This window comes from Photobacterium piscicola, from assembly GCF_900166965.1.
GTDB classification, from domain to species: domain Bacteria; phylum Pseudomonadota; class Gammaproteobacteria; order Enterobacterales; family Vibrionaceae; genus Photobacterium; species Photobacterium piscicola.
On sequence record NZ_FUZI01000004.1, the window covers coordinates 223,922 to 246,483 of the forward strand.

The following is a 22,562-nucleotide window of genomic DNA, read 5'->3' on the forward strand; positions in this document are numbered from 1 at the left end:
AATTGATCTTGCAAGATCATCGAGGTTGACATGACTAGCTAATAAAAAAGCCAAACACATCATATTAATAGATATATTTGGCTTTCATTTAATCTGTAGATATCAATAAACTATCGAGCGGCTAACCAATCTTGTACTTGGTGATAATCACCTCTAAATACAATACGATCTGCTTTTTTGCTTAATTGATAAGTATACATTGGATCATAATACTGCTCTAGCAAAGGCGCTAACCAAGCATCATGCTCAGTTAATGAGCCGTTAGATTGCATCATTTTCACTGCATGTTGCTGTGATTTCAGCATTACTTCATAACGTTCCAAACCTAAACGTTTACGAATATTGAACATGCCTTTTTCTAAATACTCAGCAAATAAAATCCAACCTTGTTCCTCACCGTAATGAGCCACATAATCACGTTGCATTTTAACGACATAATCATCTAATAGACGTGCTAAACGTACATCTACTGGATCATCAATAACAGCAATATCAGCTTCTTGCATTGCACGATTGATTGATAAAGGCACAGTAACACAACCAATGTTTTTACCTTCATCTTCAAACACGAAGTGTTCAATGCCACGATCTAATTTTTTAACCATCTGTACAGCAAGATCACTCTCAAATGCAATTTGAGTTCGTTGCGGCGTAACATAACGACCAAACGATGAACCACGGTGGTGTGCTGCACCTTCTAAATCAAGGCCATTAGCAAGAACATTGACCATAATTGTCTTACCGCTACCCGTATTACCGGCAACAATAGACATTGGTTTAGCAGCAACTTCATCAATAGTATCAACTAAATAACGACGTAATGCTTTATAGCCACCAGTGATAAACGGATAATCTATACCCGCTTCTTTAAGCCATTGTTGAGTAATTTGAGAGCGTAAACCACCACGGAAACAATAAAGATAACCGTCAGGATTTGCTTCACAAAATGCTTTCCATTGCGCTACACGTTCTGCTTTAACGTCACCATTAACCAGCTTATGACCAAGATCAATAGCTGCATCTTGTCCTTTATTTTTATAACACGTACCAACAGCTGCACGTTCATCATCCGTCATTAACGGACGACTATGAGAAGTTGGGAATGCACCTTGAGTAAATTCAACCGGTGCACGCATATCCATTAATGGTGTATCGTTCACAAACAGATGACGGAAATCTTCGCAATTGGGACGCGACATTAGCAAACCTCAATAAAGGTATCGCCATCCATCGGCACAAGTTCACCAATCGCTTCCAGCAAGATGTTATGTTTTTTAGCAATGGCTTGTACTTCAGCTTCGCTACTTGGATCAACGGCTAATAATAGGCCGCCTGATGTTTGAGGATCACATAATAATGCTTTTTGTTGATCCGTCATTTGACCCACTTTGTGGCCATAACTCATAAAGTTACGCTCTGTACCACCAGGAACACAACCTTGAGCGATGTAATCATACACACCCGGTAATGTTGGAATCTTATCAAACCAAAGTTTTGCTTTTAGGTTACTGCCTTCACAAATCTCAGTTAAGTGACCCATTAGGCCAAAACCTGTTACGTCAGTTAGCGCTTTTACGCCTTCAACATCAGCAAAGTCTGCACCAGGTTTATTTAGCTTACACATCCAATCGCGTGCCAAACCTTTATGCTCATCAGCCAACTTAGATTGTTTTTCAGCCGTTGTTAATACGCCGATACCTAATGGTTTAGTTAGGTATAAATGACAACCCGCTTCTGCACTGTCATTACGTTTAACACGATCAGTACTTACTAATCCTGTTACAGCAAGGCCAAAAATTGGCTCAGGAGCATCAATAGAGTGACCACCAGCAAGAGAAATACCTGCCTCACGACACACTGAACGGCCACCATCAATCACTTTTTGCGCAATTTCAGGTGACAATACATTTACAGGCCAGCCTAAAATAGCAATCGCCATGATAGGTTTGCCACCCATAGCGTAAATATCACTGATCGCGTTAGTCGCAGCAATACGACCAAAATCAAACGGGTCATCAACGATTGGCATAAAGAAGTCAGTGGTACTGATCACTGCTTGACCATTACCGATATCATAAACGGCAGCGTCATCTTTACTTTCATTACCAACCAGTAAATTAGGATCAGCAAAAGGTGCTAATTGAGTACGAAGAATAGTATCAAGTACTTGGGGAGAAATTTTACAACCACATCCGGCACCGTGGCTGTATTGTGTTAGGCGAACATTTTCCATGACACGCTCCAAAATATAGAAAGAACCAGCGATTCTACTCCTGCCCTCGACAACTGTCATCTTTCCAACTAAAAAGCGACCATTTTCTATTAAAACAAATCCACATTGGCAGTAATAGTCATCAATAAGGAATAAAAAAGGTGATGCTATTCACGGTTTAACACCGAAAAATAGCTATCACCTTCCATTTTTAACCCTGCAGTCACATCAGTGAAGAGTTAAATGCGAGTTAATGTTACATCTGTTGTATATCAGTAATTACAAATATTCAACGTATTGAGCAAGATCGCGTTCATGGACTTTCGCTTCACGGCAACCAATTGAACCGAGGTATAAAAAACCAACAATCATGTCTTCGCCCGTAACACCTAATGCTTCACGAACCACGGGATGATATGCCCAAGAACCTGTACGCCAAAAACCAGAGTATCCTTGTGCTACTGCTGCCATTTGCATTGCTTGTGCAGCACAACCAGCAGATAAATGTTGTTCTATAACTGGGACTTTATGGCCAGAGGTCACTTTACTAACAACAGTGATCACCATCGGTGCACGAAAAGGTGCTTTTGAGGCTTTTTCAATTACAAAATCATCGAGATGATCCGCTTTCGCTGCCGCAACTAAAATATTTGCTAGCGTGGTTAAACCTTCACCTTGAGAAACAATAAAGCGCCACGGCGTTAAGCCACCATGATCAGGAGCACGTAATCCTGCACGAAAGATATTCTCAAGAACATCACCTGCAGGTGCTGGCTCAACTAATTTTGGTAATGAGCGACGATTAAGCAGAAGTGATAGCGCGTCCATAACAACCTCAAAATGAAAATAATTATTGTTTCTCATATAATAAGGCAGTTAAAGCGCAGAACACAAGCCATCATAATTATAACTTAGCAGCTAATTCAACCCCTTGACGGATCACCCGTTTTGCATCGACTTCACTAGCATCTTCTGCACCACCAATCACATGCACTGACACACCTTGCTGGATTAACTGTTGCGATAAATTATCGACCGATGTTTGACCGGTACAAATAACAATATTATCGACATCTAATGTCTGTGGTTGCCCATCAATAATAAGGTGCAAGCCTTCATCATCGATAGCTTGATAATGCACTCCCGCCCATAGTTTAACGCCGCGTTTTTCTAATGTACGGCGGTGGATCCACCCCGTTGTGCGTCCAGGGCCTTTGCCTACTTTTCCTGGTCGACGTTGTAATAACCATACTTGTCGTGGACTAATATAATCGTCTGAAGGTAATAAACCGCCACTATGGCATAGACTTTTATCAATATCCCATTCACTCAACCAGCTATCAAGATCATACTCACTTGGTTCTGTCAGCATGGTAGCGACATCAACCCCTATGCCACCCGCACCAATGATAGCGACTTTTTCCCCTACAACTTTTTGCTGCCGAATTAAAGTTTGGTAATCAATCACCTTCAAATGATCAATCCCCGTGATTGGCGGTATTCGAGGTTGTACTCCCGTAGCAATAATAACCTCATCATAATCAAGCAACTGCTCGACATTTGCTTCAACGCCTAACCGTACCACAACACCCGTTTGCTCTAAGCGCCGAGTAAAATAGCGGATGGTTTCTTTAAATTCTTCTTTACCGGGGATCTGCATCGCTAGATTAAACTGCCCACCAACATCGGTGTTTTTTTCAAATAAATCGACTTTAAATCCGCGCTCTGCAGCAGCAACAGCGCACGCCATTCCCGCAGGACCACCACCAATAACCGCCACTTTTCGCGACTTAACGACCATCGTTAACACCAATTCTGTCTCATAACATGCGTGAGGATTAACTAAACAACTGGCGCGTTTACCAACAAAAGCATGATCTAAACATGCCTGATTACAACCAATACAGGTATTAATATCATTGGCTCGGTTTTGCTCTGCTTTTAAGACAAATTCAGGATCGGCTAAAAATGGTCTCGCCATCGACACCATATCGGCTTGCCCTTGAGCCAAAATATTTTCAGCAACTTGCGGCGTATTAATGCGATTACAGGTCACTATTGGAATAGAGACTTGTTGTTTAATTTTCTCAGTAACCCAAGCAAATGCAGCTCGTGGCACTTGAGTGGCAATGGTAGGAACCCGTGCTTCATGCCAGCCAATACCAGTATTTAAAATAGTGACACCTGCCGCTTCTAATTCAAGCGCTAACTGCACCACCTCATCGTAAGTGCTCCCTTGTTCAACTAAGTCCAACATTGATAATCGAAAGATAATAATAAAATCATCGCCCACACGCGTTCGTACAGCGCGAACAATTTCAATGGCAAAACGAATTCGATTGTCATAACTGCCCCCCCAGTCATCGTAACGTTGGTTTGAACGCTGGCAAATAAACTGATTAATGAGATAGCCTTCAGAACCCATTAACTCAACCCCATCATAACCCGCTTCGCGCGCAAGCTCGGCACTGTGTGCAAAATCATTAATGGTATTATTAATTTGGCGATGACTCATTTTGCTTGGGGTGAATTTAGAGATAGGAGAACGAATAGCAGAGGCACTTACCGCAAACGGTGACATTGCATAACGCCCAGCATGCAATAACTGTAACGCAATCTTCCCCCCTTGCTGATGCACTGCAGTGGTAATATTGCGGTGTTTACGCACATGGCGATTGTTACTAAATTCAGCACTAAACGGATGTAATCGACCACGAAAATTAGGAGAAAAACCGCCCGTAACAATAAGCCCAACCCCAGCTTTTGCTCTAATGGCATAAAACGTCGCGAGTTTATGAAAGCCTCCCCGTTCTTCTTCTAATCCGGTGTGCATTGAGCCCATTAAGACTCGATTACGTAATTGAGTAAAACCCAGATCCAGCGGCGTCAATAAATGAGGAAACGGTTTATCATTCATAAGCAGCTCCTAATCATCATGGTCAGACCAGTATATTTGAGCTTAGACCGCAATATCAACCCAAATTAACAAAAAAGCAACATTTACATGATGCGCCTCACTATTTATAATCAATCACGTACGTTTATTTTACTATTAATAACAATTACACCGTAAAAACACTGTAATTCAGCAGTGACTACGCTACGATATCGCTATCACCATTATCAGGAATTTTCATGAAAGCCATATTCTCAAGGATTGGAAAATTCTTCCTCGCTATCGGGAAGTTGATTAACTTTACTCGCAAATTTGTCCTCAACCTTTTATTCGTTCTAATTATTGGCGCGATAATTTTTGCATTAACCGATGAAGATAAGACCACCGATACTACCGAACCCTCAGCGTTAGTGCTCAACCTCTCAGGTCCAATTGTTGAACAAAGTAATTATGACAATCCACTTGATAGTGTAATGAGTGAGGCGTTAGGTAAGCCTGATGTAAAACAAAATGTATTATTTGATATTGTTGAAGCGATTCGCGCAGCAGCAACAGATAAAGACATCACAGGTTTGGTGCTTAACCTTAAAGACATGTCTGAAACCAGCTTAACCAAAATGCGTTATATCGCAAAAGCCATTGAAGAATTTAAAGCATCAGGCAAACCTGTTTATGCTTATGGTGACAATTACACCCAAAGCCAGTACTACCTCGCCAGTTATGCAGATAAAGTCTTTTTATCGCCAGACGGTGGCGTAATGCTAACAGGTTATGGCACTTACACTCTATATTATAAGAGCTTACTGGCTAAACTAGATGTAACCACCCATGTGTTCCGCGTAGGTACTTATAAGTCATTCGTTGAACCTTATATTCGTGATGGCATGTCAGCCGCAGCCAAAGAAGCTAATACCGTATGGTTAACCCAGTTATGGGGCGCATTCAGTGACGATGTCGCAAAGAACCGCAAAATAAAACCGCAAACATTAACACCCAATATCGATGAGTTTATTACTCAACTGAAATCTGTTAATGGCGACTTTGCTCAATTGAGTAAAAAATTAGGTTTAGTTGATTCACTCGTCACTCGTGATCAAATGACCCAATATTTAATAGATACTTTTGGTGCTAACGACAAACATAGCTTTAAACAGATTAGCTATTACGATTACCTACCATTACTGGTTGATGATCAACAACCATCACCAAATAAAGTGGCCGTTGTTATCGTAAACGGTGCCATTGTTGATGGTAAAAGTAGCCAAGGTTCTGCTGGCGGTGACACTATTGCCTCACTATTAAACCAAGCACGCTTTGATAAACAAGTGAAATCAGTAATCTTACGGGTTGATAGCCCAGGGGGTAGCGCTTTCGCCTCAGAGGTTATTCGTAATGCCGTTGATGCTCTCAAAAGAGCGGGCAAACCAGTTGTAGTCTCAATGTCGAGTGTTGCAGCCTCTGGCGGTTATTGGATCTCCTCCAGTGCCGACGAGATCATTGCTCAACCAACAACAATCACCGGCTCTATTGGTATCTTTGCAATCTTAACCACCTTTGAAAAAGGCTTAGAAAAACTGGGCGTTTACAGTGATGGGGTTGGTACAACACCATTCTCTGGTGTGGGTGTTACGCGTGCGCTACCTGACGGTGTTGCAAAAGTATTCCAACTTGGGGTTGATAATGGTTACCAACGTTTTATTGGCTTAGTCAGTAAATACCGCCATATGACGTTAGCTCAAGCAGATAAAATTGCTCAAGGCCGCGTATGGACAGGTAAAGATGCGCAGCAACGTGGTCTAGTTGATAAATTAGGTGACTTCGATACCGCCATTACTGCTGCTGTTGAATTAGCGAAAGTAAAAGATTATCAATTAGTATGGATGCAACAACCACTCTCACCAGTACAACAATTCTTTAAAGAAATGTCTGGCGAAGTAACCGCTAAAATCGCAACTATGGTGCTGGGCGATATGCCATCCACGTTAGCGCCAGTGACAAAAGTTGCTAAAGATCTTACTTCACTCACTAATTTTAACGATCCTAATGGCCGTTATGCTTTTTGCTTAAATTGCAGCACGGTTAATTAAAGACAACAATTGTCAGTAGCTCGGTCAATATTGGCCGGGTTTTTTAATGTCTTCACACACCACAACCCACCATTAGTTAACAGTCATTTACACTGATACTGTGTAATAAATCAGCATACTCCGCTACGATCACATTTTAACTCATACAATCACACTACAAATCTAACTAACCTCGCATCTTCATGCAGTTTGCGTATAATACGCGCACTCATTCGTTCATTCTGAGCTTAAAAATGGAAAGAAAACACATTTACATCGCTTACACTGGCGGTACTATTGGTATGCAAAAGTCGGATCATGGTTATGTTCCTGTTGCTGGTTTTATGCAGCAACAATTGGCAAGCATGCCAGAATTCCATCGTTCAGAAATGCCAGAGTTCACTATCAATGAGTATGAACCACTGATTGATTCATCAGATATGACCCCCATGGATTGGCAGCGAATTGCAGATGATATAAAAGCTAATTATGATAAATATGATGGTTTTGTGATTTTACATGGTACTGATACCATGGCTTACACCGCATCAGCATTATCATTTATGTTTGAAAATTTAGACAAACCTGTGATTGTGACTGGTTCACAAATTCCATTGGTTGAATTACGCTCTGATGGTCAAAGTAATTTGTTAAATGCTCTTCATATTGCGGCTAATTACCCAATCAATGAAGTCACCGTATTTTTCAATAACCAATTGATCCGTGGTAATCGCAGTACTAAAGCACATGCTGATGGTTTTGGTGCGTTTATTTCGCCAAACTTACCACCGCTATTAGAAGCGGGAATCAATATTACTGTTAATAACATTGCCCAAATAGATAAAAAGCCTGACGGCGCATTTCAAGTCCATACTATTACACCGCAACCAATTGGGGTTATCACAATGTATCCGGGCATTTCTCCTGAAGTGATCCGTAACACATTACGTCAACCCGTCAATGCAATGATACTACTGACATTTGGTGTCGGTAATGCGCCACAAAATAAAGAATTGCTTGAGCAACTCAAAGCGGCAACAGATCGTGGCGTTATTGTAATGAACTTAACTCAATGCCTATCAGGTAAAGTGAATATGGGTGGGTATGCAACAGGCTGTGCGCTTGCTGAAGCAGGTGTCTTAAGTGGTTATGATATGACCCCTGAAGCTGCATTGGCTAAATTACATTATTTATTAAGCCAAGACCTTACCACTGAAGCGGTCCGTAGTCTGATGCAACAAGATTTACGTGGTGAATTAACCCATTAATCGATAATCACACTGTTGATTACCGATGCAAAAAAGAGCCGCTATGGCTCTTTTTTTGATCATGATTTCTACCACCAACAATAACAAAGCCAACTACACTTATTGCAATATTATCGCTCATTGAGCCAAGCAATAAGTGACCACTATGATTTTACATGGCACCTCGATATCTCCCTTTGTACGAAAAATAATGCTAGCACTCAATTACAAAGGTATTCGCTATGAACTCCAACCGCTTAATCCTTATCTTGAAAAGGAACTTGCACACAAACGCCACCCCATGGGAAAAGTTCCAGTACTTGAGCATGGAACATTAACCATCATTGATTCCGCAGTTATTGCGCATTATTTAGATGATGTTTATCCCATTCCACCACTATATCCAGGCAATGCACAACAACGAGCTCAAATACGCTGGCTTGAATCATACGCAGCAACTCGTGTCACATCATTAATTGGAGGAGTACTGTTTTATCAAAAAATATTACGTCAAAAAATGCAAAACAAAAGTTGCGATCAAGAAGCCGTTGAGCAATGTTTAACTCATCATCTTCCAGATGTACTGCACTACCTTAACCAACAAATTCCACAGCAAGGTTATGTCAGTGATCATTTTTCAATGGCTGAAATTAGTTTATGGAGTATCTTTCGAAGCGGATGGATGAGTGGGTTACGTTTACAACCGCATTATCCACAGTTACATGCTTATCTACAGCGAATAGAACAGGAACCATGGATAGCCAATCTTATCGCAGAAGAAGATCATCAATTACAAGATTTCTATTGTGAACCCATGATTTTACCGCACTCATCAACATGATAATTACAACTGATCATGATCAAAGCGAGCAATATCATTGTCATGGGACGTATTTTCAGTGTCACGAGGCATCGCAGTGACATCAACAGCAAAGTCCCGTTTAAATTCCGCTTTTGATTTAAATTTAATATCACCACCAGCAGCAACCGTCATGTGATCGGCCTTGATATTATGCCGAGACTGATACAGCATCACCGCTTGCATTGCACTATCACGTAATGGGGGAGTTAATGTTGAGCCATCCAACCATTTACCTGTCTCAACTGCGGTTAAAATACGCTGATAAACGTCAGGCGTCATTGCCGCTAAGAGTTGATTAACATCCATATTCTTATCCTTATTTACCATGGTTGCATGACATATTTTAGGTCAATATCAAAAAACATATTTATTCATTGTAGACCTATCATATTAAATTACTTTGCAGTAACAGTTTCATTTACAAAAAAAATAATACTGCTAAATTTAATTATCGCTTTTTTATGAGTTTATCTTTTGAACTTTGTTTTATTGTTCGCACGTACAGTATCGTCACACTCACTACGAAATGTAAAAGCCATAATGTTATTACCACTTTTACTGAGTGGTTGCTTTGATCATTACCGTACCACAGAGAATCTATGTGATGATAACCCCGACGTATGCCAACCATTAAATCTTAATGATGGCCAATGTCGCATTCAACGAACGAACCTTATATGGCAACGTTATGACACCTTGCAAACCCCCTCAGAACAACACAAATTTAAAGAGTTAAAAGCAACCAAGGAATATCAGTTCTGTCTTGAGTATGCCGCACGCATTGAGCCAACAGAATTAAAGCAACGTAAGACCAAACGCATACAAGCGCTATATCATAGTTATGAAAGTATTGAACGGCTCAATCAAGAATTACAATCCTCTCAAGATCCACATATTATTTATTATCGTTGGAGTCAGGGTGACCCAATAGCTAAACAACAATTTATTGCACTTGAAGGTGATAAAAAACTTGAACACCCTGAATTACAATTAGCACTGGCTCGCTATTATGTTAATAAAGATAAGCCTAAGACAATCGATCTTCTGCATCATAGCCTCAGCCTTTATAAAGCAAAAGATAATATTAATATCAGTATATTACACTCTCTTTCAACCTTATATTATCAGCAACACAACATGGCAGCAGCTTATGTCTGGGCTAATATCAGTACCCATTATCAACCCAATAATACACCTCAAAAAATAACACTTCATAACCCATTTAAGTTAACTGAAAACGAGCGAAAAAAATTAGATAGTGTGACACTCAACATCATTGCAACCTTGAATAACGGTCAATACCATCGCACTGATATTATGATGCAATAGCCATAACAACTCACCATAGTATAAAGATCTCAGCGCGATTATCTTAAACCGTCACGGGTACACAGCAGCAGATTAATTATCGGTAGAGAAAAGCAGTGAAATTGAATTAACACAAAATCGCTCACCTGTTGATGGCGGCCCATCAGGAAAAATATGCCCTAAATGGCTATCACACTGTGAACACCGAATCTCCGTCCGTACCATGCCATGACTATCATCATTTAAATAACGAATACACTCTTTCGTGATAGGTGCGTCAAAGCTCGGCCAACCACAGCCAGAATCATATTTATTAGCAGAAGCAAATAAAGGCTGCTCGCAGCAAGTACAACTATAAACACCAGTCTCACGATTATGTAACAGTGTGCCACTAAAGGGAGCTTCTGTTGCTTGCTCACGACACACTCGATAAGCATCAGTAGATAACTTATCCTGCCAATATGCATTATCTTTTTGATTCATTCTTTTATTGCCTTTCTTGTATTTTAAGTAAATTGAATAAATATATTTGCAATTTAGGGCCACTGTACCACATACTTCTTGTGCAAAAAGTCACATAGACTCGAAAATAGTTTGTGATTATTGCAACAAACAGTTAAGAGTAAATAATTACTGCGTCGTTAATTTAAACAATATTTGTATAAATTAACGGCGATGTAGTGAAAATGTAAAGAAATCCAAACTTTTTTTTGACCTCAAGCAATTTAAACGTTTTTTTTGCTTGCAGGCTTGCAAAGGATTCTGTAATTTTACTACCAGTTATATTTCATTAGAAATTAAGTTGTGGAGCAAACTGTAATGACAATTAAAGTAGGTATTAACGGTTTTGGCCGTATCGGTCGTTTTGTTTTCCGTGCATCTCAAGAGCGCACAGACATCGAAGTTGTTGGTATCAACGACCTAATCGACGTTGAATACATGGCATACATGCTTAAGTACGACTCAACTCACGGCCGTTTCAACGGTACTGTTGAAGTTGAAGGCGGTAACTTAATCGTTAACGGTAAAACTGTACGTGTAACTGCTGAGCGTAACCCTGAAGATCTTAAGTGGGATGCAATCAACGTTGACGTAGTAGCTGAAGCAACTGGCCTGTTCCTAACAGACGAGACTGCACGTAAGCACATCACAGCTGGCGCTAAGAAAGTTGTTCTAACTGGCCCATCTAAAGATGCTACACCTATGTTCGTAATGGGTGTTAACGATACAACTTACGCTGGTCAAGACATCGTTTCTAACGCTTCTTGTACTACTAACTGTCTAGCGCCTATCGCTAAAGTTCTAAACGACAACTTCGGTATCGTTTCTGGTCTTATGACAACAGTTCACGCTACTACAGCAACTCAAAAAACTGTAGATGGTCCTTCAGCTAAAGACTGGCGTGGCGGTCGTGGTGCTTCTCAGAACATCATCCCTTCATCAACTGGTGCTGCTAAAGCAGTAGGCGTTGTTCTTCCAGAAATCAACGGCAAACTAACTGGTATGGCTTTCCGCGTACCAACTGCTAACGTTTCTGTAGTTGACCTAACAGTTAACCTAGAAAAAGGCGCATCTTACGCAGCTATCTGTGCTGCAATGAAAGAAGCTTCTGAAGGTTCTCTAAAAGGCGTTCTTGGTTACACTGAAGATGCAGTTGTTTCAACTGACTTCAATGGCGACACTCGCACTTCAATCTTTGATGCTGCAGCTGGTATCGCACTTAACGATAACTTCGTTAAAGTTGTATCTTGGTACGACAACGAAATCGGTTACTCAAACAAAGTTCTAGACCTAATCGCTCACATCTCTAAGTAATGTAAGCAATTAGCTGACTTTCTTTGAAAGCAGATAGTAAAAGGCGACGCTTAAGGGTGTCGCCTTTTTTACATCTAAAATATGGTAATTATCAATTCAACCAAAAATAACATGCCGTCATCATTCTCACTTAGAACGAATAAATTATAAAATAACCACCGCAGCCCTGTTTAATGTATAGCACATGAAATATTCAGATCAAATATGTTACAAAAATAACAAATAAATCTTAATATTCTTTGATATTTTAAAACGAAAAATAAGTTTTCATTGTTTATGATTTTGCGCTGAATATAACCAAAATCATCACCAATGGGCGCTTTCGCCACTCAACATTAAGGAAAAGAAGATGGATTTACGTCAACTTTCGACAATTAATGCATTATCTGATGCTGTTACTGTATGCGAATATCAAGGTGTGAAAATTATTCGCATTATTCACCCAATGGTAGAAGCGGGAATTTCTCTCCATGGTGGCCATCTACTTTGGTTCAAACCTGCGGGTGAAAAAGATGTTATTTGGCTAAGTGAAAATGCTGAATTTGATCTAACAAAAGCAGTTCGTGGTGGTATTCCTGTTTGTTGGCCATGGTTTGGTAAAGCAGGAACTCCTTCTCATGGTTTTGCTCGTACAAGTGAGTGGACATTATCGCAACACCGTGAAAATGAGCATGGCGTTATTGTTTCTTTGACCCTTGAAGATAACCAACAAACTCGTGAAATTTGGCCACATAAATTCCATAACCAAATCACATTTGAAATGAATGCTGAGCTAAAAGTGAGTTTATCATCAACCAATACAGATACTCAGCCTTGGTCATTTGGCGGTGCACTACACACTTATTTTAATATTGCAGATATCAACAATGTTTCAATAACGGGTATGGGTCACGCATATTTAGATAGCACTCAAGCAGGAAAAGCATGCCAAGGTAGTGATGTATTAACCTTTAGCGCAGAAACGGATCGTGTATATACTCAGCCTCAACCAACGATTCTAATTGCAGACAAAAATAACCAACGTACTATTGCAGTAACGAATGACGGTGATAATGCAGCCGTTATTTGGAACCCTTGGCAACAATTATCAATAAGCATGGCTGACATGGCAAACAATAGCTTTGAAACCATGGTGTGTGTTGAATCAACAATTCATACCCCAACTATTGAGCTACAACCAGGACAGTCACATACCTTAGCAACTCGTATTGCCGTCCAGCACTAATTCATAATGCTTTCTCCATCACTAGCAAGATTACGATCTGGCTAGTGATGTTATGCTAGCATGGTGCCATTTGATTCAATCAATACCCAACCATTGCCATCAGGATCATTAAAGGTCGCAAATCGCCCTTCCATCATTGTAATAATTTCAGATAGTGCCACACCTCGACTGCTAAGCTCTTGATATGTAGATTGAATATCATGCGTTTGAACCACTAAACCTTGTACCCCTCCCGCTTCCATCCCCGCAAAAGGTTTTACTAAACTGATCGTTGTTTCAGCCCCTTTTGGCACCAGTTGTACCCACCGAGTTTGTTGATTCTCAGCATGATCTCTTATTAATTCAAACCCTAATACATCACGATAAAATTGCAGTGCTTGATTTTGATCTGTGACTGGAATTGATACCGTATCAACTCGACAAATAGACATAACATCTCGCTCCATACTTTTAAACACTAACATGACCGTCCATATTGAGATTAAATCAGTCATTTGCCTTTTGTGTTAAAAAATGAGTATGCCCCCTTAGATTCTTACAATTTATCATTCGCTCTTAATGTTAAGACAGAGCAAAAAAATCACGCTATGACAAAAAAACACAATAAAACTGCCTTTAATACATAATCAAAACATTTACTTCATAACTAAATACTTAATCAGTAATAAAAACTAATAAGCATATAAGTCATAGCATTTACATCCAACTGATAAACTCATCATCTACAAACACAAAAACAACATAGATACAATAACTTTGCAACAAATTAGCTTGCGAAACCCTTTAAATTAAAGGATAGTGATTGGTATCGGTTATTTAATCGGCAATTTTATCCTATCAACTGTGAAAAAATTTATTCACCAATCAGTAATTCTGCAATACAAAGTAGCAAGTTCAGACTAGGCTTAAATAAGTAAGCAATGCAAAAACACTATGTTTTTCATTAATTACTCTCAAATATAAGAACGATTCAGGGGGCATACTATGAGTATTTTTGACCACTATCGTCAGCGCTATGAAGAAGCTAAAGACGAAGAGCTTTCATTACAAGAATTCCTTGATATCTGTAAAGACGATCGTAGTTCTTACGTCAACGCAGCAGAGCGTCTTCTAATGGCTATTGGCGAGCCAGAAATGATTGATACCGCACAAGATCCACATCTTAGCCGCTTATTTTCCAACCGCGTAATATCACGTTATGACACCTTTAAAGATTTTTATGGCATGGAAGAAGCCATTGAACAAATTGTGTCTTACCTTAAACATGCGGCTCAAGGACTTGAAGAACGTAAACAAATTCTCTATTTATTAGGCCCTGTTGGTGGTGGTAAATCATCATTAGCTGAAAAACTTAAAAGTTTAATGCAAAAAGTGCCGATTTATATTCTTACGGCTAATGGCGAACGTAGCCCAGTCAATGATCATCCTTTCTGTTTGTTTGATAAACAAGAAGATGGTGGATTACTAAAAGATGAATATGGCATTCCTGGCCGTTATCTTAATAGTATTATGTCGCCATGGGCTGCCAAACGATTACATGAATTTGGTGGTGATATCACTCAATTTAAAGTGATAAAAGTACGCCCTTCGATTCTGGATCAGGTCGGTATTGCTAAAACGGAACCGGGTGATGAAAATAATCAGGATATTTCATCATTAGTCGGTAAAGTTGATATTCGCCAACTTGAGCATTTCTCGCAAGATGATCCCGATGCATACAGTTATTCAGGCGCCTTATGTAAAGCAAACCAAGGCTTAATGGAGTTTGTTGAGATGTTTAAAGCACCATTAAAAGTGCTACATCCATTATTAACAGCGACTCAAGAAGGTAACTATAACGGTACTGAAGGACTATCAGCATTGCCTTTTGATGGCATGATTTTAGCGCACTCAAACGAATCAGAGTGGCAGACATTCCGTAATAATAAGACTAATGAGGCCTTCCTCGATCGTGTTTACATCGTTAAAGTTCCTTATTGTTTACGGGTTTCTGAAGAAATGCGTATTTACGAAAAATTATTACAAAACAGTGAGCTATCATCGGCACCATGCTCACCAAGTACCCTTGAAATTCTAGCGCGTTTCACTGTGCTATCACGTCTAAAAGAGCCTGAAAACTCAAGTGTATATTCAAAAATGCGTGTCTATGATGGTGAAACACTTAAAGATACCGATCCAAAAGCAAAATCATATCAAGAGTACCGTGACTATGCGGGCGTTGATGAAGGCATGAATGGATTATCAACCCGTTTCGCCTTTAAGATCCTCTCACGTGTATTTAACTTTGATCATGCTGAAGTTGCGGCTAACCCTGTTCACCTATTCTATGTGCTTGAACAACAAATAGAGCGTGAACAATTCCCACAAGATATTGCTGAAAAATATCTAGAGCATCTCAAAGGCTTCTTAACGCCTAAATATGTTGAATTTATTGGTAAAGAAATTCAAACCGCTTATCTGGAATCTTATTCAGAATACGGCCAAAACATCTTTGATCGTTATGTAAGTTATGCTGACTTTTGGATTCAAGATCAAGAGTATCGTGATCCTGATACAGGCCAATTGTTTGACCGTTCTGCGCTCAATAATGAACTCGAGAAAATTGAGAAACCTGCAGGTATCAGTAATCCAAAAGATTTCCGAAATGAAATTGTTAATTTTGTTCTTCGTGCTCGTGCCAATAATGCAGGTAAAAATCCAAATTGGACTAGCTATGAAAAGCTACGAACTGTAATTGAGAAAAAAATGTTCTCTAATACAGAAGAGCTGTTACCGGTTATTTCCTTTAATGCGAAAACCTCAACAGACGAGCAGAAAAAACATGATGATTTTGTTGCTCGAATGATGGAGAAAGGCTATACCCGCAAACAAGTTCGCTTATTGTCTGAATGGTACTTACGCGTGCGTAAGTCGTCGTAACCAACTGACAACAAAGGGGGGAACTATGGCACACTTTATTGATCGAAGGCTCAATGGTAAAAATAAGAGCACCGTCAATCGCCAACGTTTTTTACGCCGTCATAAACAGCGAATTAAAGAGTCAATCGCTGATGCAGTAAATAAACGTTCGATTACTGATGTCGATAGTGGTGAGGATATAACCATCCCCTCTCGCGACATTAGCGAACCAACCTTTCATCAAGGTAAAGGTGGGCAACGAGAAGTCGTTCACCCAGGTAATGACCAATTTAGTCCCGGCGATCGCATCGAACGACCACAAGGAGGTGGTGGTCAAGGCGGCGCGGGCGAAGGTCAAGCAAGTCCTGATGGCGATGGACAAGATGATTTTGTTTTCCAAATTTCAAAAGACGAATACCTTGATCTATTGTTTGAAGACTTAGAATTACCTAATTTACAAAAAAACGCGATTAATCAACTTGTAGAATGGAAAACGTTTCGTGCTGGGTATAAATCACAAGGCGTACCATCAAATATCGCTATCGTAAAATCATTGCAAAATTCACTCGCAAGACGAACCGCAATGACCGCAGGTAAGCGGCGAAAAGTACGAGAGCTAGAGCAAGCACTGGCGTTATTATTTACAACTGAGCCTGCTCAACCGTTTGAAGAAGAACGGATTAAACAAGAGATTGACGTGCTACGGAAAAAGATTAACCGTACTCCATTTATTGATACATTTGACTTACGATATAAGAACTACGAACGTCGTCCACAACCATCAAGTCAGGCGGTTATGTTTTGCTTAATGGATGTATCCGGCTCAATGGATCAGGCGACAAAAGATATTGCTAAGCGGTTCTATATATTACTGTATTTATTTTTAAACCGTACTTACAAAAATGTTGAAGTGGTGTTTATTCGTCACCACACTCAAGCAAAAGAAGTGGATGAGCATGAGTTTTTCTACTCTCAAGAAACCGGTGGCACAATAGTATCAAGTGCATTGAAAATGATGCATGACATCGTTAAACAACGCTATCGTCCCGAAGAGTGGAATATTTATGCGGCACAAGCATCTGATGGCGATAATTGGGCAGATGATTCCCCAGGTTGTCGTGAATTGCTTGATAAACACATACTTCCAGTAACACGTTATTATTCATACATAGAAATCACTCGTCGAGCACATCAAACATTATGGCGAGAGTATGAAGCGTTACACAGCAGCCATGAGAATTTTGCGATGCAAAATATTAAAACTGTTGAAGATATTTTCCCCGTGTTTAGGGAATTATTTAAAAAACAAGTCAGTTAAATTAACGCTACTCCATGATACTAACCATAATCGGCACAGCATAAGCCTTGTGCCGATTTATGCCAACTTATCAGTATCGAGTGGACAAACATGGGGAGATTGAGTGATGGCAATAATGACAACAACAAAACCACTCAGTGATGGACCAGATTGGACTTTTGATTTGCTTGAACAATATCACGTTGAAATTAAGCGTGTAGCTGCACACTATCGCCTTGATACTTACCCAAATCAAATTGAAGTTATCACTGCCGAACAAATGATGGATGCCTATTCCAGTATCGGAATGCCTATCAATTACCACCACTGGTCATTTGGTAAGCGCTTTATTGAAACTGAGCGAGGCTACAAACATGGCCAGATGGGCTTAGCCTATGAGATCGTAATTAATTCCGACCCTTGTATCGCTTATCTGATGGAAGAAAACACCATTACTATGCAAGCCCTCGTAATGGCACATGCATGTTATGGGCACAACTCTTTCTTTAAAAGCAATTACCTGTTTAAAACTTGGACTGATGCCAGTTCTATCATTGATTATCTATTGTTTGCCCGTAAATATATTACAGAATGCGAAGAAAAATATGGTGTTGATGATGTAGAAAAACTGCTCGATTCATGTCATGCCTTGATGAATTATGGCGTTGATCGCTACAAGCGCCCTCAAAAAATATCACTAGTTGAAGAAACTGCACGCCAGAAGGCCCGTGAAGATTATTTGCAATCTCAAGTCAATTCTTTATGGCGCACCATTCCCCAACACCAAGCCAAAGAAACCATATTAGAAGAAGAACGTTTTCCATCAGAACCACAAGAAAATATTCTCTATTTCTTTGAAAAACACGCCCCACTACTGGAACCATGGCAACGAGAGTTAGTACGCATAGTACGTAAAGTTAGCCAATATTTTTACCCACAAAAACAGACCCAAGTCATGAACGAAGGTTGGGCAACATTTTGGCATTATTCAATTCTAAACCACCTCTATGATGAAGGATTGGTAACAGATCGATTCATCATGGAATTTTTACACAGCCATACTAATGTGGTCGCACAACCTGAATACAATAGCCCTTATTACAATGGCATAAATCCTTACGCGTTAGGATTTGCAATGTTCCAAGATATTCGTCGTATTTGTGAGCATCCAACCGAAGAAGATAAATATTGGTTTCCTGATATTGCTGGATCAAATTGGCTCGATACTCTCCATTTTGCAATGGAAAACTTCAAAGATGAAAGCTTTATAAGCCAGTTTTTATCACCAAAATTAATGCGTGACTTTAAGCTTTTCGCTGTCGATGATGATGACCGTCATAACTATGTTGAAGTCAGTGCTATCCATAATGAAGAAGGTTATCACGCCATTAGAGAAAAGTTATCGTCTCAATACAACCTCAGCAATAATGAGCCTAACTTACAAGTTTGGAACGTGGCACTTCGAGGAGATCGTTCATTAACATTACGTTACATTCCACACAATCGAATACCATTAGCAGACAGTCATGCCGAAGTGATAAAACACCTGCACCGACTATGGGGATTTAGAGTGACCCTCGAAGAGGAATTACCAGATGGACGTGGAAAAATTATAGCAACTTGTCCGGCAAATACGCAGTACAACACTGATATATAACATCAGCCTCAGCCACAATATAAAAAAGGGGGAACCAACATAACGTTGATTCCCCCGTTTTAATTTTTTTAAGAACAGTAACTATTACTGCTCTTCTTCATATAAATATTTAGAGATTTTAACACGATGGGTATACCAAATCGCCCCACTTTCTCGGCCATATTTTTTAATGCGATCAGCAACTAACTCAGGTTGATGACCATCACAGTATGATTGCAAATCACTATAGAAATTAAGCGCTAATTGACATGCTTCTGGATTCATAAAGTAATAACCGCCAACGCGAGTATAAATTTTACGTAATCCATTAATTGTCAGCACATATAGCGTATTACCTGATTTTCCTGCCATTCCTTGGAATAAACGGTAATCATAGTAATTAAAAGCACGGGCTCGACAAACTTCCTCACATAACTGAGGATCATTTTTACCGTATTTATCAACGATCTTTTTTACTTCTTGCAGTAAATCTAATCGATCATCACTATTTTCAATAAACTCAGCAAAACTCTCAGCTGCGAGTAATCGTTGACATGATTCAATTACATGTTGAATTAATTCACTGGAATTTTCTGGATTACCTTTGACAGCATAACGCATAAAAACACTACTGATATCAGTACGAGCCGCTAATAAATCAGCTAATACGCGTTGAACATCCTGTCCATCTAATGTAATTAACGTATCTAAAATGCTTAAACCAGAGGTCTCCATGTAATTATTTACACGGGTAGGTTTACCATGTTGAATAGTTAGCCAACCATCTCGAGCCAAACGTTGTAATACTTCACGCAGCGTTGTTCGAGTTACGCCAATCAGTTCTGAAAGTTCACGTTCAGCAGGAAGAATAGAGCCCTGAGGAAAGTGATTATTCCAGATACTTTCAATAATGTATTTCTCAGCAAACGTCGCTGGGCTATCTGCCTTAATAACCATCTAAGTTCAATCCAATTCGCTTCTTGTTTATATTATTTATTAACACTCATCATACCACTAGTTGTTCAATAGCTGAAATCTAGTACATAACTCTGACATAGCGCAGATAGATATGTACAAAAATAAACCATCTATCCCCTTAAAGGTTGCATTGGTTGCATTATTTTATCAGCTAGCGATATTTTGCCTTTAACATTCTGTATATTGTACCCTTAATGTCTTAGGTATCACCCTCAGTTTGTGATGAAAATGTCATAATAATTTTACATAGTTATGTCTGCGATTGACTAATCAATTTCAATCGGTAAAGTTATCATTAACAAACTGGGAGCAAATGGACGCTGCTGCCTGCTTTAAGTTAAATATCATCATCGGTTATTTATGGTGTTTATCTTAAAGAACTTATCACTGCTAAAAATTATTGGCATGACGCCATCAATTCTCTGCTGATTAGTGCTCGCGGGCGGCTTTTAGACCATTTCGTACCTTTAAATTTGCACTAATAATAAGAGATTCAAACATGGCTATATCGCTAGGGAATGCCTTCATAAAGAACTTTTTAGGTAAGGCGCCTGACTGGTACAAGATTGCAATTATTTCTTTTCTTATCATTAACCCACTGGTTTTCTTTCTCGTTGATCCTTTTGTTGCTGGTTGGTTATTGGTAGTGGAATTTATTTTCACTTTAGCAATGGCACTTAAATGTTACCCGCTCCAACCTGGTGGCTTACTTGCTATTGAAGCTGTCGCCATCGGCATGACCAGTGCTGAACAAGTAAAGCACGAGCTTGTTGCAAATATCGAAGTATTATTACTGCTTGTCTTTATGGTGGCTGGCATCTACTTCATGAAGCAGCTGTTGCTGTTTATTTTCACCAAAATACTCATTAGCATAAAATCTAAGATACTGCTTTCTCTCGCTTTTTGTATCATGGCGGCATTCTTATCTGCCTTCCTTGATGCATTAACCGTTATTGCCGTCGTTATTAGTGTAACGGTTGGCTTCTATAGCATTTATCATAAAGTCGCTTCAGGGCAAGATCCAAGCGCCAATCATGATCATACCGATGATGATCATGTTCAAGAACTGAGTCGTGACGATTTAGAAAACTACCGTGCCTTTTTACGTAGTTTATTAATGCATGCCGGTGTAGGTACGGCACTCGGTGGTGTAATGACCATGGTTGGTGAACCACAAAACTTAATTATTGCCGATCAAGCGGGTTGGCAATTTGGTGAGTTCATTATTCGTATGTCACCGGTTTCTATTCCAGTGCTGATTTGTGGTCTCTTTACCTGTGTGTTGATTGAGAAATTTAAAATTTGTGGTTATGGCGCAAAATTACCTGAAAATGTTCGCACGATTTTGGTTGATTTAGACAACGAAGAACGTAAACGTCGCACTAACCTTGATTACGCTAAATTTATCGTTCAAGGTATTATTGCGGTATGGTTAATTGTTGGTCTAGCAATGCACTTAGCGGCGGTAGGATTAATCGGTTTAACGGTCATTATTTTTGCAACCGCATTTACAGGCATAACGGAAGAACATGCATTAGGAAAGGCGTTTGAAGAAGCTTTACCTTTTACCGCACTACTTGCAGTCTTTTTCTCGGTCGTTGCTGTCATTATTGATCAACAACTATTTACGCCAATTATCGGCTGGGTGTTAAGCCTTGAAGGTAGTTCACAATTGACCATGTTCTATATTGCCAATGGTGTCTTATCGATGGTTTCAGATAATGTGTTTGTTGGCACGGTATACATTAATGAAGTTAAAGCAGCATTACTTCATGGTGTTATCGATCGCAATCAATTTGATATGTTAGCTGTTGCTATCAATACTGGTACTAATTTACCGTCAGTGGCGACACCTAATGGTCAAGCGGCCTTCTTATTTGTTCTAACCTCTGCGTTGGCACCGCTCATTCGACTTTCTTACGGACGTATGGTGTATATGGCTTTACCTTATACAATCGTATTAACCTTTGTGGGTTTAGCCGGTATTGAACTGTTATTAGTTCCGATGACTGATTGGTTTTATAGTATGAATTGGTTAACACAAGGCACAGTAGATGCTGCGGCATTAATTCCTGCGGTAGGTCATTAAAAGAACACAATCGACTTATATGACGATTTACTT

Annotated in this window: 18 protein-coding genes; 10 read left to right on the plus strand and 8 right to left on the minus strand. The window is 39.6% G+C overall.

Annotated elements, in window-relative coordinates; genetic code table 11:
• Positions 1-110 precede the first annotated feature (110 nt).
• From mnmH to CZ809_RS12435, 4 genes are all read right to left on the minus strand, one after another.
• Positions 111-1,199, minus strand: coding sequence for a tRNA 2-selenouridine(34) synthase MnmH (mnmH, locus tag CZ809_RS12420; RefSeq protein WP_080157948.1), 1,089 nt, complete (start codon positions 1,197-1,199; stop codon positions 111-113).
• Positions 1,199-2,233, minus strand: coding sequence for a selenide, water dikinase SelD (gene selD, locus CZ809_RS12425; RefSeq protein WP_080157949.1), 1,035 nt, complete (start codon positions 2,231-2,233; stop codon positions 1,199-1,201). The genes mnmH and selD overlap by 1 nt, the downstream gene beginning before the upstream one ends.
• Positions 2,234-2,491: 258 nt before the next feature.
• Positions 2,492-3,040 carry an NAD(P)H nitroreductase gene (locus tag CZ809_RS12430; protein WP_080157950.1) on the minus strand — a complete coding sequence of 183 codons (549 nt, stop codon included), beginning with the start codon at positions 3,038-3,040 and terminating at the stop codon, positions 2,492-2,494.
• Positions 3,041-3,116: 76 nt separating this feature from the next.
• On the minus strand, positions 3,117-5,129 hold the full coding sequence (locus CZ809_RS12435) for an FAD-dependent oxidoreductase (RefSeq protein ID WP_080157951.1): 2,013 nt from the start codon (positions 5,127-5,129) through the stop codon (positions 3,117-3,119).
• 218 nt (positions 5,130-5,347) lie between these two features.
• On the opposite strand from CZ809_RS12435, the gene sppA reads away from it, so the two are divergent.
• From sppA to CZ809_RS12450, 3 genes are all read left to right on the plus strand, one after another.
• Positions 5,348-7,195 carry a signal peptide peptidase SppA gene (sppA, locus tag CZ809_RS12440; RefSeq protein ID WP_080157952.1) on the plus strand — a complete coding sequence of 616 codons (1,848 nt, stop codon included), beginning with the start codon at positions 5,348-5,350 and terminating at the stop codon, positions 7,193-7,195.
• 233 nt (positions 7,196-7,428) lie between these two features.
• Positions 7,429-8,442 (plus strand): asparaginase, encoded by a 1,014-nt coding sequence (gene ansA, locus CZ809_RS12445; protein WP_080157953.1) that lies wholly within the window; start codon positions 7,429-7,431, stop codon positions 8,440-8,442.
• A 145-nt stretch (positions 8,443-8,587) separates the two neighbouring features.
• Positions 8,588-9,262: a glutathione S-transferase family protein gene (locus CZ809_RS12450; RefSeq protein WP_080157954.1), complete on the plus strand. Its 675-nt coding sequence runs from the start codon at positions 8,588-8,590 to the stop codon at positions 9,260-9,262.
• A 3-nt stretch (positions 9,263-9,265) separates the two neighbouring features.
• Here CZ809_RS12450 and CZ809_RS12455 read toward each other — a convergent pair whose 3' ends face one another.
• Positions 9,266-9,589, minus strand: coding sequence for a YeaC family protein (locus tag CZ809_RS12455; RefSeq protein ID WP_080157955.1), 324 nt, complete (start codon positions 9,587-9,589; stop codon positions 9,266-9,268).
• 234 nt (positions 9,590-9,823) lie between these two features.
• Between CZ809_RS12455 and CZ809_RS12460 the strand changes: the two genes are divergently transcribed.
• Positions 9,824-10,612 carry a DUF2989 domain-containing protein gene (locus CZ809_RS12460; RefSeq protein WP_080157956.1) on the plus strand — a complete coding sequence of 263 codons (789 nt, stop codon included), beginning with the start codon at positions 9,824-9,826 and terminating at the stop codon, positions 10,610-10,612.
• Positions 10,613-10,684: 72 nt separating this feature from the next.
• On the opposite strand, the gene msrB is transcribed toward CZ809_RS12460, so the two are convergent.
• Positions 10,685-11,074 carry a peptide-methionine (R)-S-oxide reductase MsrB gene (msrB, locus tag CZ809_RS12465; protein WP_080157957.1) on the minus strand — a complete coding sequence of 130 codons (390 nt, stop codon included), beginning with the start codon at positions 11,072-11,074 and terminating at the stop codon, positions 10,685-10,687.
• A 336-nt stretch (positions 11,075-11,410) separates the two neighbouring features.
• On the opposite strand from msrB, the gene gap reads away from it, so the two are divergent.
• Both gap and CZ809_RS12475 read left to right on the plus strand, forming a co-directional pair.
• On the plus strand, positions 11,411-12,406 hold the full coding sequence (gap, locus tag CZ809_RS12470) for a type I glyceraldehyde-3-phosphate dehydrogenase (protein ID WP_080157958.1): 996 nt from the start codon (positions 11,411-11,413) through the stop codon (positions 12,404-12,406).
• Between the two features lie 349 nt (positions 12,407-12,755).
• Entirely contained in the window at positions 12,756-13,631 is an 876-nt protein-coding gene (locus CZ809_RS12475) for a D-hexose-6-phosphate mutarotase (protein ID WP_080157959.1), read from the plus strand.
• Between the two features lie 50 nt (positions 13,632-13,681).
• Here CZ809_RS12475 and CZ809_RS12480 read toward each other — a convergent pair whose 3' ends face one another.
• Positions 13,682-14,062, minus strand: a complete 381-nt coding sequence (locus CZ809_RS12480; protein WP_080158163.1) for a VOC family protein — start codon at positions 14,060-14,062, stop codon at positions 13,682-13,684.
• A gap of 553 nt (positions 14,063-14,615) precedes the next feature.
• Here CZ809_RS12480 and CZ809_RS12485 point away from each other — a divergent pair.
• The 3 genes from CZ809_RS12485 (at position 14,616) to CZ809_RS12495 (ending at position 19,483) form a co-directional block, all read left to right on the plus strand.
• Positions 14,616-16,550 carry a PrkA family serine protein kinase gene (locus CZ809_RS12485; protein ID WP_080157960.1) on the plus strand — a complete coding sequence of 645 codons (1,935 nt, stop codon included), beginning with the start codon at positions 14,616-14,618 and terminating at the stop codon, positions 16,548-16,550.
• A 25-nt stretch (positions 16,551-16,575) separates the two neighbouring features.
• Positions 16,576-17,847 (plus strand): YeaH/YhbH family protein, encoded by a 1,272-nt coding sequence (locus CZ809_RS12490; RefSeq protein ID WP_080157961.1) that lies wholly within the window; start codon positions 16,576-16,578, stop codon positions 17,845-17,847.
• A gap of 106 nt (positions 17,848-17,953) precedes the next feature.
• Complete coding sequence (locus CZ809_RS12495; RefSeq protein ID WP_080157962.1) at positions 17,954-19,483, plus strand: SpoVR family protein; 1,530 nt, start codon at positions 17,954-17,956, stop codon at positions 19,481-19,483.
• Positions 19,484-19,567: 84 nt separating this feature from the next.
• Here CZ809_RS12495 and fadR read toward each other — a convergent pair whose 3' ends face one another.
• The gene (fadR, locus tag CZ809_RS12500; RefSeq protein ID WP_080157963.1) at positions 19,568-20,419 is read right to left on the minus strand and encodes a fatty acid metabolism transcriptional regulator FadR; all 852 of its coding nucleotides are present in this window, start codon (positions 20,417-20,419) and stop codon (positions 19,568-19,570) included.
• A gap of 520 nt (positions 20,420-20,939) precedes the next feature.
• Between fadR and nhaB the strand changes: the two genes are divergently transcribed.
• Entirely contained in the window at positions 20,940-22,529 is a 1,590-nt protein-coding gene (gene nhaB / locus CZ809_RS12505) for a Na(+)/H(+) antiporter NhaB (protein ID WP_080157964.1), read from the plus strand.
• The last annotated feature ends 33 nt before the right edge of the window (positions 22,530-22,562 follow it).